Here is a 24,150-nt window from a genome sequence, read left to right as displayed (position 1 = left end):
ACGGAAGTCCCGGTTTAAGCCCGTAGGCGGGAAGGATAGGCAAATCCGTCCTTCTGTTAACGTCGAGAGGTGATGAGGAGGAAAGCCGCAAGGCGGACCGAACTGGCTAATCCCATACTTCCAAGAAAAGCCTCGTAGTGAGCTTGTCAGGTGCTCGTACTGCAAACCGACTCTGGTAGACGAGTAGAGAATACTAAGGCGCTTGAGAGAACCCTGGTTAAGGAACTCGGCAATCTAGCCCCGTAACTTCGGGAGAAGGGGTGCCCTCGCCGGTTGTCCGGACTTGCTCCGGAAGGCTGGCTGGGGGCCGCAGTGAAATGGGGGTTGCGACTGTTTAACAAAAACACAGGACTCTGCTAACTCGCAAGAGGATGTATAGGGTCTGACTCCTGCCCGGTGCCGGAAGGTTAAGGGGACGGGTTATTCGCTTCGGCGGAGAAGCTCGGAACCGAAGCCCCGGTAAACGGCGGCCGTAACTATAACGGTCCTAAGGTAGCGAAATTCCTTGTCGGGTAAGTTCCGACCTGCACGAATGGAGTAACGATCATCCCCGCTGTCTCGACCAGGGACTCAGCGAAATTGAATTGCCAGTGAAGATGCTGGCTACCCGCATCAAGACGGAAAGACCCCGTGCACCTTTACTATACCCTGGTATTGGACATTGGAATAGTTTGTGTAGGATAGGTGGGAGGCTATGAACCGGAGGCGCTAGCTTTCGGGGAGCCGACGTTGAAATACCACCCTGATTATTCTGATGTTCTAACCTTGGTCCGTCATCCGGGCCAGGGACAGTGCCAGGCGGGTAGTTTGACTGGGGCGGTCGCCTCCCAAATCGTAACGGAGGCGCGCGAAGGTTCCCTCAGGCTGATTGGAAACCAGCCGGCGAGTGCAAAGGCATAAGGGAGCTTAACTGCAAGACCTACAAGTCAAGCAGATGCGAAAGCAGGTCTTAGTGATCCGGTGGTCCCGCGTGGAAGGGCCATCGCTCAACGGATAAAAGGTACGCCGGGGATAACAGGCTGATCGGGCCCAAGAGTTCACATCGACGGCCCGGTTTGGCACCTCGATGTCGGCTCATCGCATCCTGGGGCTGGAGCAGGTCCCAAGGGTTCGGCTGTTCGCCGATCAATAGCGGTACGTGAGCTGGGTTCAGAACGTCGTGAGACAGTTCGGTCCCTATCTGATGTGGGCGCAGGAGATTTGAGGGAAGCTGTCCTTAGTACGAGAGGACCGGGATGGCGGGACCTCCAGTATTCCAGTTGTTCTGCCAAGGGCAACGCTGGTTAGCTGTGTCCCGAAGGGATAACCGCTGAAAGCATCTAAGTGGGAAGCCCCTCCCAAGATAAGATCTCCCGGGCCGTAAGGCTCCTAAAGGTCACTTGGAGACTACAAGTTTGATAGGCCGGGTGTGTAAGCGCCGCAAGGCGTTAAGCTAACCGGTACTAATCGACCGTGAGGCTTGACCAATTTACTTGTGTGCTTTGGTTATTGATTCCAGGCGTTTTGATTCGATTACCCTATTCGATTTACTTGAAAGCTGAAAGACGCTTTCCCGTGGCCATACCGAGGAGGTCACACCCGTTCCCATCCCGAACACGGCAGTTAAGCTCCTCAGGGCCGATGGTACTACGTGGGCAACTGCGTGGGAGAGTAGGACGCCGCGGGATTTAAAATAAAAATCCGCCAGAAGAAATTCTGGCGGATTTTTTATTGGCCCCAGGCATGAAATGAGTCAATCCAGCATAGTTGGCTTCAGAAGCTCGTCTGCGGCGTACACCAAAAGTACGTCTCGTTAGTCAAACGGCGCGAATAGCCTCGCATATGGAGCTTATTGAGCAGCCTGCACAAAATCTGTTTTTTCCAGCAACCTGTTAAATTGAATTCCTGAGCTTCTTTTCTCTATCAAGTACTGTTCGTACCTTTCTCAGCAGGTCTGTGGGCAGGAGTGGTTTCGAGATAAATTCGAACTCGCCTCCGCGTACGCCCTTTTCCCTGATATGGCCCTCAGCGTAACCGCTCATGAAGACGGCCTTAAGCAGAGGGTCTGTCTTGAGAAGCTCCCGGTATACCTCAAAGCCGTTTTTTCTGGGCATGACCACATCGGTTATCAGCAGCCGGATCCCCTTGTTCTCCCCGAACTTCCTGATCGCTTCATCGCCGTCAGCCGCTTCGACGACGATGTACCCATACTTTTCAAGGGTGAGCCGGAGGAGGCCCCTGATGCTTGAATCGTCTTCAGCCAGCAGTACCTTCTCAGAGCCTCTTGCAGGATGCTCCTGCACCTCGGGCCCGATTTCCTCCACCGCCTGCTCGGTCAAAGGCAGGTATATCCTGAACTCTGTGCCTTCCCCTGGTTCGCTGTAAACGTTTATGTAGCCGTTGTGCTGCTTTATTATCCCGTATACTATCGAAAGGCCGAGTCCGGAGCCTTTGCCGACCTCCCTGGTAGTGAAGAACGGCTCGAATATCCTTTTCATCGTCTCCCGCGGAATCCCCACGCCGGTATCGGAGATGCGCACCATGGCGTATCTTCCGGGCTTCCCGTAACCATAGAGCCCTACGAATTTATCGTCAATGGCCGCAAGCTCTGTCGTTATGGTCAAGACCCCTCCGCCTGGCATGGCAAGGCGCGAGTTCATGGCGAGGTTCATGAGGACCTGTTCGATCTGGCTCCTGTCGGCTCTCACGACAGGCCCGTCCCCCGTGAGGGCTGTCTTTAGCTCTATATCCTCCCCGATGAGCTGCGAGAGGAACTTCTGGAAGTTGGCTATGAGGTCGTTGAGCTTTGTTGGCTTCAGGTCTATCGGCTGCATGCGGCTGAAGGTCAGGAGGTTCTGCGTAAGCTTTCCCCCCTTTATCGCGGAGGTCATGATGTTCTCCACAAACACCCTCGCCGGGTCGTCTTCCCGCAGGTTCGACAGAAGAAGCTCGCCGGCCCCGGTTATCGTGGAAAGGATATTGTTGATGTCGTGCGCGATGCCGCCTGAGAGCTGCCCGATCGCCTCCATCTTCTGGGCCTGCAAAAGCTGCTGCTCGAGCTTTTTTCTCTCAGTTACGTCGCGGAGTATCCCCCTGTACACCATGATCTCGCCTTTTTCGTCGCGGACGGCGTTCACGGTCGCGTTCGCGATGATAACCTGCCCGTCTTTTCTCACGAGGCGCCATTCGAAGTCCTTCACATATCCCCTGCCCCTTATCTCCTCGTTAAACCTCCGTACCTCGTCCCTGTCCTGGCAGAGTTCCTCGAAACTGACCTTCATAAGCTCTTCTTTAGAGGAATAACCGAATAGCTCGACCCCGGAGGTGTTGACGTCGAGGATACTCCCGTTTGGGCCCCTTATTATGATGGCGTCCTTCGATTCCTCAAAAAGGGCCCTGTATTTCCTCTCCGACTTTACAAGCTCTTCTTCCGCGGCCTTGCGCCCGGTGATATCGGAAGTAATGCCAGCTATCCGGACGACCTCGCCCGATGCGTCCTTTACTGGGAAGGCGTGCGTGCGCACCCAGCGGACTTCGCCGTCAGGGCGGACGACCCTGTATTCCTCGTCAAAGGCGCCGAGGGCTTGCCCGGGAAGGGCGGCGAGGACACGCCCCCGGTCTTCCGGGTGTATCAAATCGATGAAAGATCCCAGCCGTTTGTAGAGGCCCTCGCGGGAAAGGCCGAAGACCTTCTCGTATGCCGGGCTGCAGTAGACGACCTCGGAGGAGTCGGGAGAGGTGATCCAGAAGACCTCGTCGACGTTTTCAGAGAGCTGGCGGAACTTCTCCTGGCTCTCCTTCAAGTCCCGCAAAAGGAGGAGACTGTTAAGGCTGTCCGCGACCCTGCGGCCGATCTCCTGGTAGAGCCTCACCTCCTCGTCGGTCCAGTCGCGCGTGTGCGAGCACTGGTGCATGCCGAAGACCCATGGGCTGCCGAGCTTCGGGTAGATGGCCGTGAGGAGCATCGAGCGGATGTTAAAGAGGCTGGCGGTCTGTTGGGGCAGTGCGCGCCCTGACCTGGGGTCATACGCCACCGGGCCGCTGGAAGCGAGCAGTACTCGCAAAATGTCGGCGACCTCCTTCAGTATCGGCAACGTACCGCCTCTGGCGAAGGCCCCCGGGTACTCCTTGCTGGTGCGCTCCATGGGTACGCTAAATTCGGCGGCGTCCGGGTCGCATGGGTAGAAGAGGAAGGCGCGGTTGCTCCCGAATATGGACAGGACCTCTTCAAGGACGTCGGTCATCATCATCTCCAGGTCCTCAGCCTTCCGGATGGCCCTGTCGACTCTCTCGAGATTTTCAAGGAAGCGCAGGTGCGAATGATCATCTTCCGCCTTCCTGATACGCTCGCGCCTTTCGGGGGAGATAGCAAAAAGCCTGGACATGATGCCCTTTATACTCGAACCTGATCTTTCAGGTATGTCCTTTTTTTTCATATGACTGGTTTTAAATTTCTAATTTTAAGCGTCCATAACTACTGGATTTATGTATATATATTTTACCACGAATCTACGTTTCCTTTAAGTATCGCTTTTTTCGTAACTCGCCGGTCAGGTCAGGTTTAAGGCTGGTGGCGAGGAGGTAAAAAGATGATTATTTTCAGTATCAGGACTGAGACGAAGCGTCGGGAACGATTCAGGTGTGAGGGGGTATGACTGAAAAAACACTCTCATTTATAGGGAAGCCGGGTGGGTAATAAAGGCTATACCGCGTCCCCTCTCCGAGAGTTATAAAGATATGTGCCAGGAGAAAGAGGCTGCTATTTTGTAGACGAGCTAATGGCGCAGGCCTATCTGTTTCATGAAGGCCTGGTTATCCCAGAAGAGCCACTCCTCTACCATCACGCCATCCTTCCAGCGTCCGATAGTAGCCATCGGCAGCTTGAAATGCCTGCCGGTCGGGAGGATCGTCTCCCCGCCTACTGTTGCCATAGGTTTTGTGAACGTCCCCTCCATTATTCCCATTACAGCCGTCCACTCGCCTTCAGCGATCTTGATCGGGTGTTCCTTGATCCTCGTATCGGGCGCGTAGACGAACATCATCTTAAGGTCTTCGGTGTGCACGCCGATCCCCATGGTCGTGCGGCCGTCCGGCCAGTGGACGATGATCTCCTTGTCATGGCTTTTATTGAGCTGGTTCCACTTCTGCCCTGAAAAGACGTTGAAATCAAGGTCGTCGAAGGTGTTGAGGTTGTCTTTCTCCATCTGTTCCCTTTCCATTGAATCCCTCCTTGATCTTTCCTGATGTAAAAAAAGGCCGGGATGTCTTTTATCCCGGCCTTTTTATGTTTCGCTGCCATTCGCAAAGGAAGCCCCCTAGTGCAGCGACTTTATCTGGTCGGGGGAGAACTGGCTAAGCTCGATTATCTTAGCCTTCCTCTGCGCGAACTCCGGGATCAGGTCCCTGACCTCATTTTCGGTCCTGGCGTCCACTATGGCGTATCCAGTGTGGTCGCCCTTGCCGCAGCCCCAGTAGAACTTGTTGAGGGTGTCCTTGCCCTTCGCGAGGACCTCATCCAGCTCTCTCAGGCACTCTTCCTTTGTATGGTGGGACTCTATCAGGTATTTCATCGCGGTCTACCTCCTTGGTGGTTTTGTTGATATTGATTTTTATTTTCATTTTATTCCCAAAACGGCGGCAAGTCAAATAACCGCACCTCAAGAGTGACGCTTTTAAAAAGGGCGTTGATAACCGCCCCTTTTTGGAATAAAATCATCGGGTCCTTCCATTTTCCTATGAATATTCAGGCTTCGAGAATAGCTCAGGCCGCGGTCCTGACAGCGGCGGTACTCCTGCTTCTGGCCCCGTTCGCGGGCAAGGCGTTCCATATAGACGACCCGATGTACATCTGGGCCGCCAGGCAGATACTCGATTCCCCGGCGGACTTCTACGGCTTCCAGGTGAACTGGGAAGGGTATATGGCGCCGATGGCAGAGGTGATGCAGAACCCGCCGGGGGTCTCTTATTTCATCGCGGCCGCGTCAACGGTCGCCGGCTTTGGCGAATACGGACTGCATATCGCCTTTTTGATCCCTGCCCTTGCGGCGGCTTTCGGCACACTGGCGCTGGCGAGAAGGTTTACCGCCAGCCCTCTGTTGGCATCTCTTGTTGCGATAGCGACCCCTGTGTTCGCTGTCTCCGCCAGCACCGTGATGAGCGACGTGCTTATGGTCGCCTTCTGGGTATGGTCGATAGAGACCTGGGTGTCCGGCACTGATAAGGGCGACCACAGACGGCTTGCCATCGCGGCGACTCTAGCGGGCCTTGGCATATTGACCAAGTACAACGCCGTGAGCCTTTTTCCACTCCTGGCGGCGTATTCTTTGATGAAACGCAGGCCCGGCCACCTTCTCTGGCTCCTTTTTCCGGCGCTCATGCTCTTAGGTTTTGAGGCCGCAACCGCCGAGATGTATGGAAGGGGGCTTTTTTCCAAGGCTGCTGCCTACTCCTCGATGATAAAGGGCCTCCTTGCGACCGGCGCGGCTGAAAAGGGGTTTACCGGACTCCTTTTTGCAGGCGGCTCTTTTCTTCCGGTCCTTTTCTTTCTTCCATTTATCAGGAATTTCAAGGTATACGCGGCTGTTATTCTATTCGCTTCAGTTGCGCTCATCGTATTGCTTCTAAGCGGCGGCGTCGGCGGTATGCGAGTCTATCGTGAAGGGGGGCTCGATTGGGCGTTTATGGCCCATGCCATAGTCTTCTCCGCCGCCGGGGGCGGTCTTCTGGCTATAGCGGTCTCAGACCTCCTCCGGGAGCGTGACCCTAAAGCGGTGCTGCTCTTTTTGTGGGTTGCGGGGACATTCGTCTTTTCCGGCTTTGTGAACTGGACCACAAACGGCAGAACGTTGCTGCCGATGGCGCCAGCATTCGGCATATTGATAGCGCGGGCCACAGGCGCTCGTCGCGCAGGTTTTTCAAGCTGGCGTCTTTTGCCGCTTCTCCCGGCCTTTCTCGTCGCGCTCCTCGTCTCGGCGGCAGACTTTAGTCTCGCCAATTCAGCGAGGGAGGCCGCGCGGACTTTGCTCACCAGGTACTCGCAGCAGAATTCTGCCAGCGCCCTCTGGTTTCAGGGCCATTGGGGGCTCCAGTACTATGTCGAGGCATGGGGCGGGCGGGTCATCGATTGGAGGAGTACGGTACTGAAGAGAGGGGACCTTGTCGTCATCCCCCTTAATAATTACGATCTGGTCCTTCCGCTGGAGAGGCTTTCTCTGGCCGATAAGCTCAGCCTCCCGCTGATGTCCGGTGCTTCTACCATGCACCCTTCCGCGGGATCGAGCTTTTACGCGAGTATCCGGAACCCGTTGCCTTTCGCGTTCTGTCTTGATGCCGGGGAAGATTATTTCATCATGAGGGTAAGGGAGGATATAGACCTGCCGGCGCTCCTGCCTGGCGCGATCTCAAAGGCCAGAAGGGGGCCGGACAGATGAGAGAGCGAAGGACAAAAATAAAAAACCCCTTCCATTTTGGAGGGGGTTTTCAGATTTCATAAAGACCTGTTTTTTATTCTACCTTGTATTTCAGATAGCATTCGCCGACGGGGCCCGGCTTCTCGCTTCCTGTAAGCTCCACGTGGGCCTTAAGCCCCTTGCCCATAGCCGATTTTACAAGCTGGCTTATCGGGCAGTAGCCCTTTCCTCCAGACCGCCTCAGTATCTCGTTCCCCTGGCATATGTCGCAACCCTTGACGTAAAGGGTTGCCGCGCCGTCCGAGAAGCTCAGTTCAGTTATGTCTGCGAACCTGAAAGGCCCTCTCATCCAGGCCTCCATCGCCTTTTTGAAATCCTCCTTGCCTTCAGGCAGCGAGGCAAGCGTTTTAAGCCACCTGTTCGCCAGGAGCGAGCCTATCCTGGCGTTATATTTTACGGCCTCATCTCCGAGTGATTCGAAGACCGAGGCGTGGTAAGCGGCAAAGAACTCCTTTGAGAAATCATGCGAGGACATAGCCTTCCTCCTTGTTTAGTAGTTGCGCAATTCCTAAATTATCATAAGCGCGTACCCTTTGTCAAGGTTTCTAAAAGGCGCGATAGAAGGGGCTCTCCTTGATGGATCTGGCAATTTCCTTTTTGTAATCAGCCGTGTACTGTCTGCCAAGCTGCCATCTACACAGCTTCACAAAAGCCCGTACTTCATAAAAACCTAAATCTTTTAACCGAATGACCGAAGAGTTAATAAGGTTTTTCCGAATTGGTGCGGCAGTTGGTTGGCAGCAAGGTCTACAAATGGCGTAACTGCCATATTTACCTTGACTTTTTGGTCGGCAAGGGGTAAGTTTTGATTGAAAACCGCATGCTTTAAAAGGGGGCCTCATAATGGCAAAAAGGATACTTCTGGCAGACGACTCAATAACAATCCAGAAGGTCATCTCGATAACTTTCGCCTCTGAGGACTATGAGCTTGTTATAGCCGGTGATGGCGATACAGCCGTTAAAAAAGCCAGGGAGGCGAGGCCTGACCTCGTAATGGCCGATGTGGCGATGCCCGGCAAGACAGGCTACGAGGTATGTGAGGCTGTAAAGAACGACCCGGCCCTCAAGGGCGTCCCTGTGCTCCTGCTGGCCGGCACCTTCGAGCCCCTTAACAAGGACGAGGCATTAAGGGTCGGCGCTGACGACAGCATAATAAAGCCGTTTGAGTCGCAGGAGCTGCTGGATAAGGTCCGCGATCTCCTTTCCGTTGCCGGCACTGGCACAGTCGAAGCGGCTGTGCCCGCAAGCCCACAACCTTCTGAAAGCGAGTTGGGGGCTGACATCTGGTCTGCCGGGGATTTTCTGAGCGCCCCTGAGGAATTCGAGGAAAGAAAAGAAGAGACGGGGGCCGCCCCTGACCTTGATTTCCTCTCTTCAGGCGCTCTCTTCGAGGAAGAGGCGCACAAAGAGGAGGAGGGGCGCGAAAGTGACTTTACCGACCTCGTCATCCCTGATGAAGAGATGAAATCCGATACTAAAGAGGAGCGGAAAGAGGAATCGCCCATCGATTTATCCGCCTCGCCCTTTGACCTCAGTCAGTTCGATGCCTTCAAGCCCGAGCATACAAAGCCTGAGCCCGCCTTCGACATGGGCGTATTCGATACCTTCATAGAGGAAGAAGAGAAGAAGGCAGAGACGGTAGAGCTGGATACGTTCGAACCAGAGCCCGTGAAACCCTGGGAAGTCTCTCAGGGTGAGCCTGTAAAACCATTCTGGGAGGATTTTGCCTCGATAGAGCAGGCGGTTGAAACCAGGGATGAGCAGACAACCGCTGAGCCGGACCTCCTTGAGATACATGAAGAGGTGATGGAGGCGCCGTCAAGGGCGGAAGAGGGGATATTTGCCGAGGCAAGGCCGCTACGCGAGCTGATATCGGCCCCCTCAAGGACAGAGCCGCAGGTCTCGGAGGATGAGGTCAGGAAGGTAGTAGAGCGCGCCGCTGACAGGGTGGAGGAGAGGCTTATAGCCGACCTCAACTTGAAGCTTAAGAAGGCTGAGGCCCAGGTGGCCGATGCGATTGAGAAGACCGCCGCGAGGGTGGAAGAGAAGCTCAGGGCTGACCTTAACGCGAAGCTCGCCAAGGTCGATTCGATCGTGGCCGAGGCGGCCCGTAGCGCATTGGTGAAGATGGAGGAGAGGCTTAAATCAGAGCTTGGCACCAGGCTTGAGAAGAGCCTTGCCATACCGAAGGAGCAGGTCGAGGCGATCGTTGCCAGGACATCGAAGCAGGTCGTAGAACACGTGGCGTGGGAGGTCCTCCCGGAGTTGGCCGAGCGTCTCATAAAGACCGAAATAAGCAAGGTCAAGGAAGCACTCGTCAGGCTCAGATAACCCTCTGAAAATTGTTCTTTTTCCTGATCTCTACCTCAGAAAAAATATCTAATTTTTAGAGATAGGATAGATTTACTTTCTCTACCGTCCACATGGCGGTAGAGAATTTTTTGTTTTTTTAAAGGCCGTTCCAATTTATAATCAATAATTGACCTGCGGCTGGACCGTTGCTTCAGGCCTTTCCGCTAAAATATCCTGAAAATCTGGAAGGTGTAGATGAGCGAGAAGACGCTTGAGAAGACATATGAACCTGGCTCCGTAGAGGCGCGCTGGGCTTCTTTTTGGATAGACCAGTCGCTCGCGACCCCTGACCTTGCCTCAGGCAAGCCGGGTTTTTCAATGGTCATCCCCCCGCCCAACATAACCGGCGCTCTCCACCTCGGCCACGCCCTCAATTCAACCCTGCAGGACATACTCGCGAGGTTCAAGCGTATGCGCGGCTACAACGTCCTGTGGCTCCCGGGCATAGACCACGCAGGGATCGCCACCCAGAACGTCGTTGAAAAGCAGCTTGCGGCAGAGGGGCTCGACAGGCACCAGCTCGGCAGGGAGGCCTTCATAGAGCGCGTCTGGAAGTGGAAGAACGAATCGGGCGGCACGATAGTCAATCAGCTTAAGAGGATAGGCGCCTCCTGCGACTGGACGAGGCTACGCTTTACCATGGACGAAGGGTTATCTCGCGCGGTGCGCGAGGTCTTCACAAGGCTCTATAAGGAAGGGCTCATATACCAGGGCGACTATATCATAAACTGGTGCCCGAGGTGCCATACCGCCCTGTCAGACCTTGAGGTCGAATTCAGCGAGACAGACGGGAGCCTCTGGTACATGGAGTACCCGCTTGTCGAGCCGGTGGGGGGCTTGAAGTCCCTTACAGTTGCTACCACAAGGCCCGAGACCATGCTCGGCGATACGGCGGTGGCCGTGAACCCGGAGGACGACAGGTACAAGGGGCTTATAGGAAAGAAGATAAGGCTCCCGTTTGTCGACAGGGAGATACCGGTCATAGGGGATGATTCGGTCTCGATAGAGTTCGGCACAGGCGCTGTCAAGATCACCCCGGCGCACGACTTCAACGACTTCGAGGTGGGAAGGCGCCATAATCTACCGTCCATAAAGGTAATGGACGAGAGCGCCCGCATGAACGAGAACGCCGGTCCATTTAAGGGCATCGACAGATACGAGGCGAGAAAGAGGATAGTCGCCGGGCTTGAGGAAAAAGGGCTCCTCCAGAAGATAGACAGGCACAAGCTGATGCTCGGCGGCTGTTACCGCTGCTCTACAGTCGTAGAGCCGACGCTCTCGAGGCAGTGGTTCGTGAAGGTCGGCCCGCTCGCGGAGCCGGCGATAAAGGCGGTCGAGGAAGGTAATATCAGGTTCGTCCCGAAGAACTGGGAGAACCTGTACTTCGACTGGATGAGGAACATCCGCGACTGGTGCATCTCCCGCCAGATATGGTGGGGGCACAGGATCCCTGCCTGGCACTGCAAGGACTGCGGCGCCGTGACGGTAGATACAGTCGACCCCACAGCGTGCTCCGGTTGCGGCAGCAGGGATATAGAGCAGGACCCGGACGTTCTCGACACATGGTTCTCTTCGGCCCTGTGGCCATTCTCTACGCTCGGCTGGCCTGATAAGACCGAAGAGCTTAAGGCCTTCTACCCCACAGCCGTCCTCTCGACAAGCTTCGACATCATATTCTTCTGGGTCGCCAGGATGATAATGATGGGGCTTAAGTTCGCCGGAGGCGAGCCTTTCAAGGACGTATATATCCACGCCCTCATAAGGGACGCCAAGGGGCAGAAGATGAGCAAGAGCAAGGGGAACGTCATAGACCCCCTTGTGATGATGGAGAAGTACGGTACCGACGCGCTCCGGTTCACCCTCGCCGTGCTCGCTGCCCAGGGCAGGGACATAAAGCTGGCGGAAGAGCGCATATCAGGCTACAGGAACTTCTGCAACAAGATATGGAACGTCGCGAGGTTTACTCTCATGAACCTCGAAGGCCACGTGGAAGGGCTCGATGAGGCGGGCTTCAACATCGCCGACAGATGGCTGTGGCATAGGCGGAACGTCTGCATCCGCGAGGTCTCGGAAGCGATAGAGGGGTACAGGTTCGACGAGGCCGCAAGAGCCCTTTACAGGTTCGTCTGGCACGAGCTCTGCGACTGGTATGTCGAGCTTGTAAAGCTCGACTTGAGGGGCGAGAACGGCCCTGAAAGAAAGCTCATCGCGCAGCAGGTGCTCGCTGCGGTCCTCATGGATACCATGAAGCTCCTCCATCCGTTCATGCCCTTTATTACCGAAGAGATAGCCGAGAAGCTTCCAGGGGCTCCGAAGAGCCTCATGTCAAGCGAGTTCCCGAAAGAGGGGACCGCTTACCCTGAGGATGCCGCCCGCATGGAAGAGGTAATGGACGTAATAAGGGCCGTGAGGAACATAAGGACCGATATGAACGTCGCGCCATCGGCCACGACCGACTGCACCTGCTATTCGCTGGACGCAGGCGTACGCGAGATCCTATCGGCTGGCGCGGATTATATAAGGCTCCTGGCCAGGGTAAAGGAGCTTGTGATAGCCGAATCAGGCGAGAGGCCGAGCGACGCGGTGTCGGCCCTCGCGGGCGGAGGCGACCAGAAAAAGGTCGAGGTCTTCGTTCCGCTTGGCGGCCTTGTGGATTTCGAGGTGGAAGAAAAGAGGCTCGTAAAAGAGCTTGAGAAGACGGTGGCCGAGAAGACGGGTGTGGCGAAAAAGCTTTCCAACAAGGAGTTCACCGACAAGGCCCCTGCCGAAGTGGTCGAGAAGGACAGGGCCAGGCTCGATGCCCTCGAGGAGAAGACAGATAAGCTCAAGGCCGGGCTTGAGCGCATAAGGAGCATAAGGGCTTGAGGAAAAAAACAAACGAAGAGACCGGCCTCAGGGAATTCTCGGAGCTGTTGATACGCGCGGCCCTTGAGGAGGACATAGGCTCAGGAGATATAACCACCGGTGCCATCGTCAGGAAAGGGTGCTCCGGGGCTGCCGAGTTCATCGCCAAGGAAGATATGGTCGTGGCAGGCCTCTTTATCCCTGAGATGGTATTTAAACGCCTCGATAAAAAATCTCGCTTCAGGGCAAGGTTCAAAGACGGCGGTCATGTAAGGAAGGGAGAGGTCATCGCGACAGTTTCCGGCACGCTCAGCGCGCTCCTGACAGGGGAAAGGGTGGCCTTGAACTTCCTCCAGCGCCTCTCCGGAATAGCGACCAGGACTAACGAGTTCGTAAAGAGGCTGAAGGACCCGGAGGTAAGGCTCCTCGACACCAGGAAGACCACGCCGTGCCTGCGCGCCCTTGAGAAGTACGCCGTAAAGGCGGGAGGCGGCACGAACCACCGGTTCGGGCTCTTCGACTGCGTCCTCATAAAGGACAACCATATAAAGGCCGCCGGATCTGTTGCCGCCGCTGTCCAGGCCGTAAGAAAGAAATACAACGGTTCGCTTCCCATAGAGGTAGAGGTCACGGACCTGAAAGAGACGAAAGAGGCGGTAGCCTCTGGCGCGGACATAATCATGCTCGACAACATGGACTTGAGGCGTATAAGGCAGGCCACCAGGGAGATAGGCGGCAGGGCGTTCGTAGAGGTCTCCGGCAACATAAACCTTGATAACGTTGGCGCGGTCTCGGTGACCGGGGTCGATTTCATCTCAGTCGGCGGCCTCACCCATTCGGCGAGGGCTGTAGACATAAGCATGGAAGTGGTATCGTTATGCGGGGCAAAGGCCCGGAAGTCGAGATAGTAAGGCTCCTTAAATCCGGCGGAGAGTTTGTCTCCGGGCAGCGCCTGAGCGCCACCCTTGGCGTATCGAGGACCGCCGTATGGAAGCAGATCGAGGCCTTGAGGAAGATGGGTTACCGTGTAGAGGCCAGCCCTTCGAAGGGTTACAGGCTTGCCGGGCAGAGGCCTTTTAACGGGGTCGAGGTATCCTCACTCCTCGAAACCGAAATAATAGGCAAGCGTATACACTTCTACGACGAGATCGGCTCGACAAACGTAAAGGCCTTTGAGCTGGCAAGAGGCGGTGAGGGCGAAGGGGCCGTAGTCCTTGCGGACAGCCAGACCGGCGGCAAGGGCAGGATAGGCAGGCGGTGGGAGTCTCCCCCAGGGCTCAACCTGTACGCTTCTATCATATTGAGGCCGCCAGTTGCTCCGCAGGAGGCGCATGCGCTGACATTTTTAGCGGCTGTAGCAACTGCAGAGGCGGTAGCAAAGGTATGCCCGGTAAGGCCTGTCGTCAAATGGCCGAACGACATACTGCTTGATGGTGGCAAGGCGGCTGGAATACTCCTTGAGATGGACTCAGAGCCCGACAGGGTCCATTTCGTGGTAATAGGTATAGGCGTGAACATTAACGAAACGCAGTCCATGTTCCCTGAATATATACGGAATACCGCGACTTCTCTGCGTGAGAAGGCCGGGGACGCCATCGACAGGGCCGAGTTTGCCCGTCATCTTTTATCGGGCGTCGAGGTGTGGTATAAGATATACTTATCTCAGGGCTTTACCCCTGTTCTTGCCGAGTGGAAGAGGTATTTCGGATTCGAGGGGAAGCCCGTGAGGGTCACCTCTTTTGAAAGCGTGAAAGAGGGCACCTGCCTCGGGGTGGACGCCTCAGGGGCGCTGCTTTTAAAGATGGCTTCCGGGGATGTAGTGAGGGTTGTCTCCGGTGACGTGGAGGCGGCGGGATAACGAGGTGCTGCTCGCGGTCGATATAGGGAACACGAACATAGTCCTTGGCGTTTTCAGGCAGCAGGCCCTCAAAGGCCACTGGAGGATCTCTACCGTAACGCGCAAGACGGCAGATGAGTACGGGGCAGGCCTCATCGCCTTATTATCCGCCGCTGATCTTTCGAAGAACGATATAAAGCGCGCGATAATATCTTCGGTCGTCCCGGCGCTCGACCAGGTCTTCAAAGAGGCGCTATCAAGGTATTTAGGCGTTGACCCCCGTGTGGTCACGCACGAGAACTGCGGCATGCCGGTCCTCACGGATAATCCTGAGGAGGTCGGGGCAGACAGGCTCGTGAACGCCGTAGCGGCATACAGCGCCCATAAAGGGGCGCTCATAGTGGTAGACTTCGGCACGGCCGTAACATTTGACTACGTGACCGAGAACGGAGAGTACGCCGGCGGCATAATAGCCCCTGGCATCGGGATATCGACCGAGGCGCTTTTCGCGAGGACGGCAAAGCTTCCGAGGATAGAGCCGGGAAGGCCTTCGAAGCTCATCGGCACCAGCACGGTAGAGTCCATGCGCTCAGGCGTTTTCTACGGATTTCTCGGCCTGGTAGACGGCATCATCGAACGGATGATGAAAGAGGTCGCCACAGGGCCGAGGGTTGTCGCCACAGGGGGGCTCGCCACCATTGTGATAGGTGAATCAAGGTACATAACCGGGGCCGACGAGTTCCTGACGCTCGAGGGGCTGCGCATAATAGACGAAGGGGCTGAACAGTAGATGTCTGAAGGACGAGAGCACTTCATATCCGGAAAAAGGTTCCTCAAGGAAGAGAACATGGACAGGGCGCTCCGGGCCTTTGACAAGGCATGGAAAGAGGATAAGGAAAACGCCGAGTACATGTCCTATTACGGCATGCTGAAGGCCTTGCGGGGCGGCGAGATCGGCCTGGGGCTCGAGTTCTGCACGAGGGCCATAAAAAAGGAGTTCTTCAGGGCCGAGTTCTATCTCAACCTCGGGAAGGTGTACATGGCCGCCGGCAACAAGAAAGGGGCCATAAAGGTCTTTAAGAAAGGCTTGAAGTACGACGCTGCCAATGAGGAGATGAACGACCTCCTCATTCAGCTTGGTTTCAGGAACAGGCCGGTCATCTCGGCACTCGACAGGTCAAACCCTGTGAACAAGCTGCTCGGGATATTTTTCAGGAGGACGCTTCCGAACCTGATAGGAAAGAAAAGGAGCTAAGAGAGATCCTCAACCAGAAGGAGGTGGGGTTTGTGGAAGTCTCCCTGGATAAAAAAAGAAACCTTTCGATAATCGCCCACGGGGGCGCGGGCAAGACCTCGCTCGCTGAGGCGATGCTCTTCAACGCGAAGGCGACAGACAAGCTCGGAAGGGTGGACGACGGAACGTCTCACCTGGACTTCGAGCCCGAAGAGCTAAAACGCAAGATCACCATCTCCGCGGCCGTCCACCACTATGACTGGAGCGGATGCCGGGTAAATATCATCGATACCCCCGGCTTTTCAAACTTCCTCACCGAGACAAGGGACTCGCTCAGGGTGGTGGGCGGGGCCGTAGTGATCCTTAGCGCCATCTCAGGCGTAAAAGTCCAGACTGAAAAGATATGGGAGTTCGCTGACGCTTTCGAGGTCTGCAGGATCGCGTTCGTCAATAAGATGGACCGCGAGAGGGCGAGCTTCCTTCGCGCGGTGGACGACATGGAGAAGGTACTCAAGGTAAAGGGCGTCCCCATGCAGATACCCATAGGTGAGGGGCCGGACTTCAAGGGGCTCGTCGACCTCGTATCTATGAAGGCATATCTTTACAGGGACGACGGCTCCGGTTCTTTCGAGGCCGCGGACATCCCCAGGGAGATGTCCGCCACGGCCGCTTCGATGAGGGAGAATATGCTTGCTGCCGTAGCCGAGGCGGACGAATCGCTTACGGAGAAGTACCTGAACGGGGAAGAGATAACCGCCGAAGAGCTTGAACGTGGCATAAGGGAAGGGGTCTTGACGCGCCGGTTCATCCCCGTATATCTCGGGTCAGCCGTCAGGAACATGGGCGTCAACCTCCTTATGGACGCCGTAAACCTCGCACTGCCCTCGCCGCTGGACAAGGGGGTCATAAGGGGACATATAAGGGGCATAAGCCCGAAGACCGGCGCAGAGATAGAGATCGAGCCTGACCCTGGCGCCCCGTTCTCTGCCTTTGTCTTCAAGTCCATCATAGACCCGTTTACCGGGAAACTATCCATCTTCAGGATATTCTCCGGCAGCCTTCACGCCGACGCTACGGTCTACAACCCCGCGCGGGACGTTAAGGAGAAGCTTGGGCATCTGTTTTTGATGGAGGGTAAAAAGCTCAAGGAAGTACAGAAGGCCGAGGCGGGAGATATCGTGGCCGTGGCAAAGCTCAAGGACACCCACATAGGGGATACGCTCTGCGACGTGGCCGAACCCGTCAAATTCGCGCCGTTCCCGCCTGTTGCCGCCGCTCTTTCATACGCCATACACCCGAAGACAAAGTCTGACGAGGACAAGGCCCCTTCGGCGATTGAGAAGCTCATGGAAGAGGACCCCAGCCTTGATTTCAGGATGGACGAGCAGACGCATGAGTTCCTCCTTTCCGGGGTGGGGCAGGTGCACCTTGAGGTCTCTGTTGAGAAGCTCAAGAGGAAGTACGGCTGCGAGGTGGAGCTCAAGACGCCGAGGGTGCCGTACAAGGAGACCATAAGGTCGCACGTGAAGGTGCAGGGCAAGTACAAGAAGCAGTCCGGCGGAAGGGGGCAGTACGGCGACACCTGGCTGGATATCACCCCGCTTCCCAGGGGCAAGGGCTTCGAATTCGTCGACCAGATAACCGGAGGGGCTATCCCGAGGCAGTTTGTGCCTGCCGTTGAAAAGGGGATAAGGGAGGCGATGCAGACAGGGGTGCTCGCGGGGTTCCCGGTAGTTGACTTCAGGGTCGCGCTCTATGACGGGACCTACCATTCGGTAGACTCCTCCGAGATGGCCTTCAAGATAGCGGCGTCAATGGGCTTTAAAAAGGGGATGGAGCAGGCGCACCCTGTTATCCTTGAGCCTGTAATGAAGATGGAGATAAGCGTGCCGGATGACAAGCTCGGCGACGTGATAGGCGATATAAACGCGAGGCGCGGCAAGATCCTCGGCGCGGAGCCCAAGGCAGGGAGCCAGACGATAAACGCGCTCGTGCCGATGTCGGAGGTCATCACCTACGCCACCGACCTCCGTGGGATGACGGGCGACAGGGGCATATTCACGATGGAGTTCTCCCACTACGAGGAGGTGCCGACGTACTTGAGCCAGAAGATAATAGCCGCCCACAAGCCAGAGAAGGAGAGGGTGCAGTAACAGGATGAAGGTCAGGCAGGAGCTGCTTAAGTACATCTCTCCTTCGGAGCCCGTGGAAGTACGGCTGTCTATCGCCCGGAGGGACAGGTCCTGGGGCCTGTCAGTGGGCGACGAGGTAACGGTCCTTTTTATCCTGGGCTTTGACAAGGATAGCTCGATCGCACAGGCGGCAAGGAAGAGCCTGGAGGCGTACCCTGCCCATGGGCTCATAGCGGCTCTCGACGAGAAGCTCGACCCGCTCGTCATAAAAAAGGTGCTTGAGATAAAGCAAGAGGACGAGGCGATACAGATAATGGCCGCGCTCAACCCGAATACCGATGACGACACCCTCCGGCGCCTTGCCGAGACGGGGCCGGAAGAGGTCGTCGCGGCCCTGTCCGACGACAAGGAGCTGCTCGCCAGGAAACCTTATCTGGCTGACGCACTGATGAAAAACCCGCTTACCGGCAAGACGATCGCAGCAACGCTTCTTCAAGGTGGCGGCCCCGCGCCTGCCGCAAAGCCGGGTCCAAAAAAAGATGAGCCGCAGCCCCTTCACCAGGACCTGACCGACGAGAAGCGGGCCAAGGCAGACGAGCAGAATATCTTCAAGCTCGTCTCCCAGATGTCGATGGGGCAGAAGCTCAAACTCGCGCTTAGCGGGAACAAGGCGGCAAGGGAGCTCCTCGTAAGGGACTCCAACAAGATGATCGCGATGGGGGTACTTAAGAACCCGAGGATCACCGAGGAGGAGGTACAGAGGGTAACGCTTTCCAAGGGGAGCAGTGACGAGATACTCCGCCATATCGCCAGGAACAAGGAATGGATGAAGAGCTACAGCATCAGGATCGGCGTGCTCACAAACCCCAAGACCCCGCTTACGGTATCCCTCAAGCTCCTTGAATATGTATATGAAAAGGACATCCAGGGCATTTCCAAAAGCAAGAGCATACCTTCCGCCCTGGCCTCTGCGGCGAGAAGAAGGCTCGAAGAGAAGGGCAAGCGCTGAATGCCGCTGGGGGTCCATATATCCATAGCCGGGGGGATATCCAGGTCTGTCGAGCGGGCGCTGGGGCTCGGATGCGACGCCATGCAGATATTCGGCAGGAACCCGAGGAGCTGGATATACTCGCCGCTCGCTCCAGCCGAGGCGGGGCTTTTCAGGGCAAAAAGAAAAGAGAGCGGCATATGGCCTGTCGTGGTACATACTAACTACCTCATAAACCTCTCTTCCCCTGATGACGCCATCTATCACAAGTCGATCGACATATTCTCAAAGGAGCTTGGCATAGCCGAGGCCATAGGGGCCGACTACCTCGTCACCCACCTCGGAAGCCCGCAGGACATGGGTTCCGCCTTTGCTGTAAAAAGGGTGGCCGCCGCGCTCAAAGAAGTCGCGGGAAGCGGCCTCGGCCGCTCAACACGCATACTTTTCGAGAACACATCAGGCGCGGGCTACGGCTTCGGCAGCTCTCTTTCAGATATAGGCGAGTTGATAAGGAAGGCCGAAGGGGTGGGGCTTGAAACAGGGCTCTGCTTCGACACATGCCATGCCTTCGCGGCAGGCTATGACTTCTCAACCCCTGGCGAGGCGAAGGCGCTCGTGAAGACGATAGGTTCTGAGGTGGGGTTTGGCAACCTCAAGACCATCCACCTGAACGACTCGAAAGGGCGCATGGGCTCCAAACTCGACAGGCACGAGGAGATAGGCAAGGGCACGATCGGCCTTGAGGCCTTCGGTTTTTTCCTCAACAACCCGAAGATAAAGGGCGTACCGATGATACTCGAGACCCCGAAAGACTCTGACGAGGACGACCTCCGGAACCTAGACGCCGTAAGGAGGATATTGGGGTAAGTTGGGCCTTGAATTCAAGGCATGTTATGGTTTAGGATTGTTTTTTAACGATTCAAGGAGGCGATGGGAAAAGATGTACGACCTGGTAATAATAGGCGGCGGCCCGGCAGGGCTCACCGCGGGGATATACGCCCAGAGGGCGAGGCTTAAGACCGTGCTGCTGGAAAAGCAGATGGTCGGCGGGCAGATAGCCGTGAGCGACATCATAGAGAACTACCCCGGCTTCCCTTCAATAAGCGGGGCCGGGCTCATGGAGAAGTTCGAGGAGCACGCCAGGGGGCTTGGCCTTGAGATAAAGCTCGTGGACGTCCAGAATATCGCCCTTGAAGGCGCGGTAAAGGTGATAAAGACCTCTGAAGGGGAGATAAGGGCCAAGGCCGTTATAGTGGCGACCGGGGCGAGCCCCAAGAGGCTCGGCGTGCCGGGGGAGAAGGAGCTTACCGGAAAGGGCGTTTCCTACTGCGCTACATGCGACGGCCCGTTCTTCAGGAACCTCAAGGTCCTGGTCGTTGGCGGGGGCGATACCGCCGTCAAAGAGGCCGTATACCTTTCCAGGCTCGCCTCAAAGGTCTACATCTCTCACCGCAGGGACAAGTTCAGGGCCGAGAAGATGCACCAGGAGAAGATGGAGGCGACCCCCAATATCGAGATGCTCAAGAGCCATGTCCTCCATGAGATAAAGGCCGAAGGAGGCCTCGTCAGGTATGTCGTGCTGGAAGACCTCAAGAGCAGGGAGAAGAAGAGTATCGATGTCGAAGGGGTATTCATATTCGTAGGCATAAACCCGACCACCGATTTCGTGGACGTAGACAAGGATAGCGGCGGCTTCATAAAGACAGACCAGAGGCTTACGACCAGCACGCCGGGCATATTCGCCGCTGGCGACTGCCGCACCACGCCGCTTCTTCAAGTCGCCACAGCCGTTGGAGATGGCGCCATAGCGGCTTCGTTTGCCATAGATTACGTAGAGGAGTTCGACACAAAGGCCAAAAACGTGTGAGGAGGCTTTGTGGCCGGTCCCAACCGGAACCTCGGCTTGACTATAGTCTCCCTTGGTGGCAACGCCATCATAAGGCGGGGCCAGCGCGGCGCTATCGAAGAGCAGTTCGATAACGCCGACAGGGCCTCTTCTGTCATAGCCGGGCTCGCAGCCAGAGGGGTCCCCCTCGTCATCACTCACGGCAACGGCCCCGTGGTAGGCAATATCGTAATAAGGAACGAGGCCGCAAAAGACGTAATCCCGCCAATGCCCCTTTATATAGCCGGCGCCGACTCTCAGGGAGGCATCGGCTTCATGCTCCAGCAGACCCTTTTAAACCGCTTGATGAAAGAACGTTCAAAAAAAGATGTCGCGACTCTTATAACTCAGGTCGTGGTCGATACCTCCGACCCGGCCTTCAAAGACCCCACAAAGCCCATAGGGCCGTATTATACGCCTTTGGAGGCCGAAACCCTATCAAAGGAACGGGGGTGGATTATGAAGGAGGACAGCCACAGGGGCTACAGGCGCGTGGTGCCTTCTCCAAGGCCAGTAAGGATAATAGGGTCAACGGTTATAAAGAGGCTGACGGAAGACGGCGTTATAGTAATAGCCGCCGGTGGAGGGGGCGTGCCTGTTGTGGACGTTGGCAACGGGATTGTAAGGGGGGTAGACGCGGTAATAGACAAGGACCTTACGACCGCTCTCCTCGGCAAGGATATCGGGGCCGTTACTTTCATCGACCTTACGCAGGTCGATAATGTCTACCTCGATTATGGGGAGCCAGGACAGAGGGCTGTCTCGGAGATGAGCGTGGTGGAAGCTCAAAGGTATCTTGAAGAAGGGCAATTCGCCCCTGGCTCCATGCGCCCGAAGATAGAGGCGGCGATAGGCTTTTTGCGCTCCGGCGGGCGAGAGGTCATAATAACGTCGCCTGAGCTTGCGGAAGAGGCGTTGGAGGGCAGGGCAGGCACAAGGATAGTGCCTTAAGCCTGAACGTCTGGATTCTGTGCCTTAAGTGCTCCACTTCAATCGCGTTTCATGATATCTTTACGGTACGAGGTAATATCATGGCTGACCAGACTATAAGATGCCCAAATTGCGGCAGCAAGATACCGCTTACAGAGGCCTTTTCGAACCAGATAAAAGAGGGTCTGAGGGCCGAGTACGAGGCAAAGGCAAGACAGAAGGATCTCGAGATCGGCGCCCGTGAGGAGGAGATACAAAAGAAGCTCGCCGATATAGAGGCGTCCAAAAAAGCCGTTGAGGAGACTGTGGCGCGGAAACTCTCCGTCGAACGCTCCAGGCTTGCCGACGAGGCCAGGAAGAAGGCCCTTGAGCAGGTCGCCACAGAGCTTAACGACCTGAAGGAAGAAAGAATCAGGAAAGACGCCCTCCTTGAAGAGGCGAGAGGGCAGGAGCTGGAACTCCGCAGGCGCGCCAGAGTACTCGAAGAGGAGAAAAAGGCCCTTGACCTTAAGGTGGCGAGGGAGATCGACGCTGAAAGGGAGCAGATAAGGCAGGCGACCCTTGAGATGTTCTCCGAGGAGCACAGGCTTAAGGACATGGAGAAGGACAAGAAGATCAGCGACATGCTCAGGCACATCGAGGAGCTAAAGCGCAAGGGTGAGCAGGGCTCGATGCAAACACAGGGCGAGGTCGCGGAGCTTGACCTCGAAGCGCTTCTGCGGTCGAAGTTCCCCGTCGATGTCGTAGAGCCGGTGCCCAAGGGCATGCGCGGCGCTGATATCGTCCAGAAGGTCTATACGAGGGCTGGCCAGTACTGCGGCTCTATCGTGTGGGAGTCGAAGAGGACGAAGGCCTGGAGTGACGAATGGGTCTCAAAGCTCAAGGACGACCAGCGGGAGATGAAGGCGGAGGTCGCGGTCCTTGTATCAGAGGCGCTCCCCAGGGGTGTCGCGGCCTTCGCGCAGTTTGAGGGCGTATGGGTAACTGGCGCTTCGCTTGCCGGAAGTCTCGCCGAGGCCCTGAGGGCAGGGCTTATCGACCTCGCTATCTCCAGGCTATCGGCTGTCGGCAAAAACGAGAAGATGGAGTCCATATATAATTACCTTTCCGGCCAGGAGTTCAGACAGCGCATCGAAGGCATAGTCGAGTCCTTCAGCGCGTTGAGGGAGGACCTCGAGGCCGAAAAGAGGGCCATGCTCAAGATATGGGCCAGAAGGGAAAAACAGCTGGAAAGGGTCCTTAACAACACAGCCGGCATGTACGGGGATATGCAGGGGATCATAGGCACGACGCTGCCTGAGATAAAGATGCTGGAGCTTGGCGTCGGCCCCGAGGAAGATATCTGAATGACGGCCCGGCTCACGGGAAAGGCAGGATAGAGATATGCAGGACCTCTTGCTTTTGATCATATTGTCGGTCTCTCTCGGGCTCATGCCCGCGTTCATCGCCTCAAGAAAGGGGCGGAGTTTTTTGAGATGGTGGGTTTATGGCGCGCTGGCATTCGTGATCGCGATGCCGCACGCGCTACTTATAGGCATGGGCAATCCTATGAGGGGCTGGGGTTATAAGACCTGCGGCTTCTGCAGGAGAAAGGTCAGCGTTAAGGCCTCGCACTGCCCAAGGTGCGGCCACGAATTTATAGACTTCTGACATGAACGGTAATGAATTGGCCGGTAAGAGCGTCTTCGTCGGCTGGAGGGCAAGTCTCCACCGGATAATCTACGAGGCTGACACGCCCGCGGGCAAGCTCTTCGACGCGCTACTCATATCCTCCATACTCCTCTCCGTCCTGTGCGTGATGCTCGACAGCGTCACATGGATAGCGGACGGGTACGGCGGTTTTCTCTACGCCGCCGAGTGGTTCTTCACCATCCTCTTCACAATAGAGTACGCCTTGAGGCTCATGTGCGTCGCGAGGCCCTTGAAGTACGCCACGAGCTTCCTCGGAGTAATAGACCTCCTCGCAATAATCCCCACATATATTGACCTCTTCGTGCCCGGAGGCAGGTATCTCCTCGTGGTGCGCGTCCTCCGAGTGCTCCGCATATTCCGTACCTTCAAGCTCTTCGAGTACCTTGACGAGGGCATGTACATAGTCCAGGCCCTCAAGGCAAGCCGAAAGAAGATATCGATATTCCTTGCCACGGTCATGACCGCGGTTGTGGTGCTCGGCTCACTCATGTACCTGGTCGAGAAAGGGGAGAACGGCTTCACCAGCATACCTAGAAGCATATACTGGGCGATAGTGACGCTTACGACCGTGGGCTACGGCGACATCGCCCCGAAGACCACGCTGGGCATGGGCCTTGCCTCTGTCATAATGATACTGGGCTACGGCATAATAGCTGTCCCGACAGGCATCGTTACCGTAGAGATGGTCCAGCAGGCCGCGTCCTCCAGGAAGTCCACCCAGGTCTGCCCCTCATGCGCCGCCGAAGGCCATGATACGGACGCCCTTTATTGCAAGTTCTGCGGTGTGAAGCTCAACTGAATTCGTTTC

Annotated in this window: 19 protein-coding genes and 2 rRNA genes (1 of these 21 only partly in view); 17 read left to right on the top strand and 4 right to left on the bottom strand. The window is 56.2% G+C overall.

All coding sequences use genetic code 11. The features are described 5' to 3' along the window. Positions 1-1,470 (top strand): 23S ribosomal RNA (locus A2V21_304245); it begins 1,509 nt to the left of the window's first position. Between the two features lie 80 nt (positions 1,471-1,550). Further along, positions 1,551-1,667, top strand: a 5S ribosomal RNA gene (gene rrf / locus A2V21_304240). Between the two features lie 204 nt (positions 1,668-1,871). Here the strand turns inward: rrf and A2V21_304235 are convergent. The 3 genes from A2V21_304235 to A2V21_304225 form a co-directional block, all read right to left on the bottom strand. Next, on the bottom strand, positions 1,872-4,415 hold the full coding sequence (locus tag A2V21_304235; GenBank protein OIJ73543.1) for a hypothetical protein: 2,544 nt from the start codon (positions 4,413-4,415) through the stop codon (positions 1,872-1,874). Positions 4,416-4,754: 339 nt separating this feature from the next. After that, on the bottom strand, positions 4,755-5,198 hold the full coding sequence (locus A2V21_304230; GenBank protein OIJ73542.1) for a polyketide cyclase: 444 nt from the start codon (positions 5,196-5,198) through the stop codon (positions 4,755-4,757). Positions 5,199-5,294: 96 nt separating this feature from the next. After that, positions 5,295-5,549, bottom strand: coding sequence for a hypothetical protein (locus tag A2V21_304225; GenBank protein OIJ73541.1), 255 nt, complete (start codon positions 5,547-5,549; stop codon positions 5,295-5,297). Positions 5,550-5,663: 114 nt separating this feature from the next. Between A2V21_304225 and A2V21_304220 the strand changes: the two genes are divergently transcribed. Continuing rightward, the gene (locus A2V21_304220) at positions 5,664-7,409 is read left to right on the top strand and encodes a hypothetical protein (protein ID OIJ73540.1); all 1,746 of its coding nucleotides are present in this window, start codon (positions 5,664-5,666) and stop codon (positions 7,407-7,409) included. Positions 7,410-7,482: 73 nt separating this feature from the next. Here A2V21_304220 and A2V21_304215 read toward each other — a convergent pair whose 3' ends face one another. Next, complete coding sequence (locus tag A2V21_304215) at positions 7,483-7,923, bottom strand: hypothetical protein (GenBank protein OIJ73539.1); 441 nt, start codon at positions 7,921-7,923, stop codon at positions 7,483-7,485. A gap of 368 nt (positions 7,924-8,291) precedes the next feature. On the opposite strand from A2V21_304215, the gene A2V21_304210 reads away from it, so the two are divergent. From A2V21_304210 to A2V21_304145, 14 genes are all read left to right on the top strand, one after another. Continuing rightward, the gene (locus A2V21_304210) at positions 8,292-9,779 is read left to right on the top strand and encodes a hypothetical protein (protein OIJ73538.1); all 1,488 of its coding nucleotides are present in this window, start codon (positions 8,292-8,294) and stop codon (positions 9,777-9,779) included. Between the two features lie 216 nt (positions 9,780-9,995). Beyond that, positions 9,996-12,665 carry a valine--tRNA ligase gene (locus A2V21_304205; protein OIJ73537.1) on the top strand — a complete coding sequence of 890 codons (2,670 nt, stop codon included), beginning with the start codon at positions 9,996-9,998 and terminating at the stop codon, positions 12,663-12,665. Next, complete coding sequence (locus A2V21_304200) at positions 12,662-13,552, top strand: nicotinate-nucleotide diphosphorylase (carboxylating) (protein OIJ73536.1); 891 nt, start codon at positions 12,662-12,664, stop codon at positions 13,550-13,552. Before A2V21_304205 ends, A2V21_304200 begins: the two co-directional genes overlap by 4 nt. Next, a complete protein-coding gene (locus A2V21_304195) occupies positions 13,522-14,502 on the top strand; it encodes a biotin--[acetyl-CoA-carboxylase] ligase (protein ID OIJ73535.1) in 981 nt (326 codons plus the stop codon). Before A2V21_304200 ends, A2V21_304195 begins: the two co-directional genes overlap by 31 nt. Before the next feature lie 4 nt (positions 14,503-14,506). Beyond that, positions 14,507-15,271 (top strand): pantothenate kinase, encoded by a 765-nt coding sequence (locus A2V21_304190; protein OIJ73534.1) that lies wholly within the window; start codon positions 14,507-14,509, stop codon positions 15,269-15,271. Continuing rightward, the gene (locus A2V21_304185; GenBank protein OIJ73533.1) at positions 15,272-15,736 is read left to right on the top strand and encodes a hypothetical protein; all 465 of its coding nucleotides are present in this window, start codon (positions 15,272-15,274) and stop codon (positions 15,734-15,736) included. It begins immediately after the preceding gene. A gap of 23 nt (positions 15,737-15,759) precedes the next feature. Continuing rightward, positions 15,760-17,868 carry a translation elongation factor G gene (locus tag A2V21_304180; protein OIJ73532.1) on the top strand — a complete coding sequence of 703 codons (2,109 nt, stop codon included), beginning with the start codon at positions 15,760-15,762 and terminating at the stop codon, positions 17,866-17,868. 4 nt (positions 17,869-17,872) lie between these two features. Next, positions 17,873-18,856 (top strand): hypothetical protein, encoded by a 984-nt coding sequence (locus A2V21_304175; protein OIJ73531.1) that lies wholly within the window; start codon positions 17,873-17,875, stop codon positions 18,854-18,856. Next, positions 18,857-19,702, top strand: coding sequence for a hypothetical protein (locus A2V21_304170; protein OIJ73530.1), 846 nt, complete (start codon positions 18,857-18,859; stop codon positions 19,700-19,702). It abuts the gene before it with no gap. Between the two features lie 73 nt (positions 19,703-19,775). Beyond that, on the top strand, positions 19,776-20,702 hold the full coding sequence (locus A2V21_304165) for a thioredoxin-disulfide reductase (protein OIJ73529.1): 927 nt from the start codon (positions 19,776-19,778) through the stop codon (positions 20,700-20,702). A 36-nt stretch (positions 20,703-20,738) separates the two neighbouring features. Then, positions 20,739-21,671, top strand: a complete 933-nt coding sequence (locus A2V21_304160; protein OIJ75046.1) for a carbamate kinase — start codon at positions 20,739-20,741, stop codon at positions 21,669-21,671. 80 nt (positions 21,672-21,751) lie between these two features. After that, positions 21,752-22,996: a hypothetical protein gene (locus A2V21_304155; protein ID OIJ73528.1), complete on the top strand. Its 1,245-nt coding sequence runs from the start codon at positions 21,752-21,754 to the stop codon at positions 22,994-22,996. A gap of 37 nt (positions 22,997-23,033) precedes the next feature. Then, entirely contained in the window at positions 23,034-23,300 is a 267-nt protein-coding gene (locus A2V21_304150) for a hypothetical protein (GenBank protein ID OIJ73527.1), read from the top strand. A 1-nt stretch (position 23,301) separates the two neighbouring features. Beyond that, the gene (locus A2V21_304145) at positions 23,302-24,141 is read left to right on the top strand and encodes an ion transporter (protein OIJ73526.1); all 840 of its coding nucleotides are present in this window, start codon (positions 23,302-23,304) and stop codon (positions 24,139-24,141) included. Positions 24,142-24,150: the final 9 nt, after the last annotated feature.

Source organism: Deltaproteobacteria bacterium GWC2_55_46, from assembly GCA_001595385.3.
Taxonomy (GTDB): Bacteria; Desulfobacterota; GWC2-55-46; order GWC2-55-46; family GWC2-55-46; genus UBA5799.
Note: the sequence above shows the minus strand (reverse complement) of the source record. Positions and strands in the feature narration are given on the sequence as shown.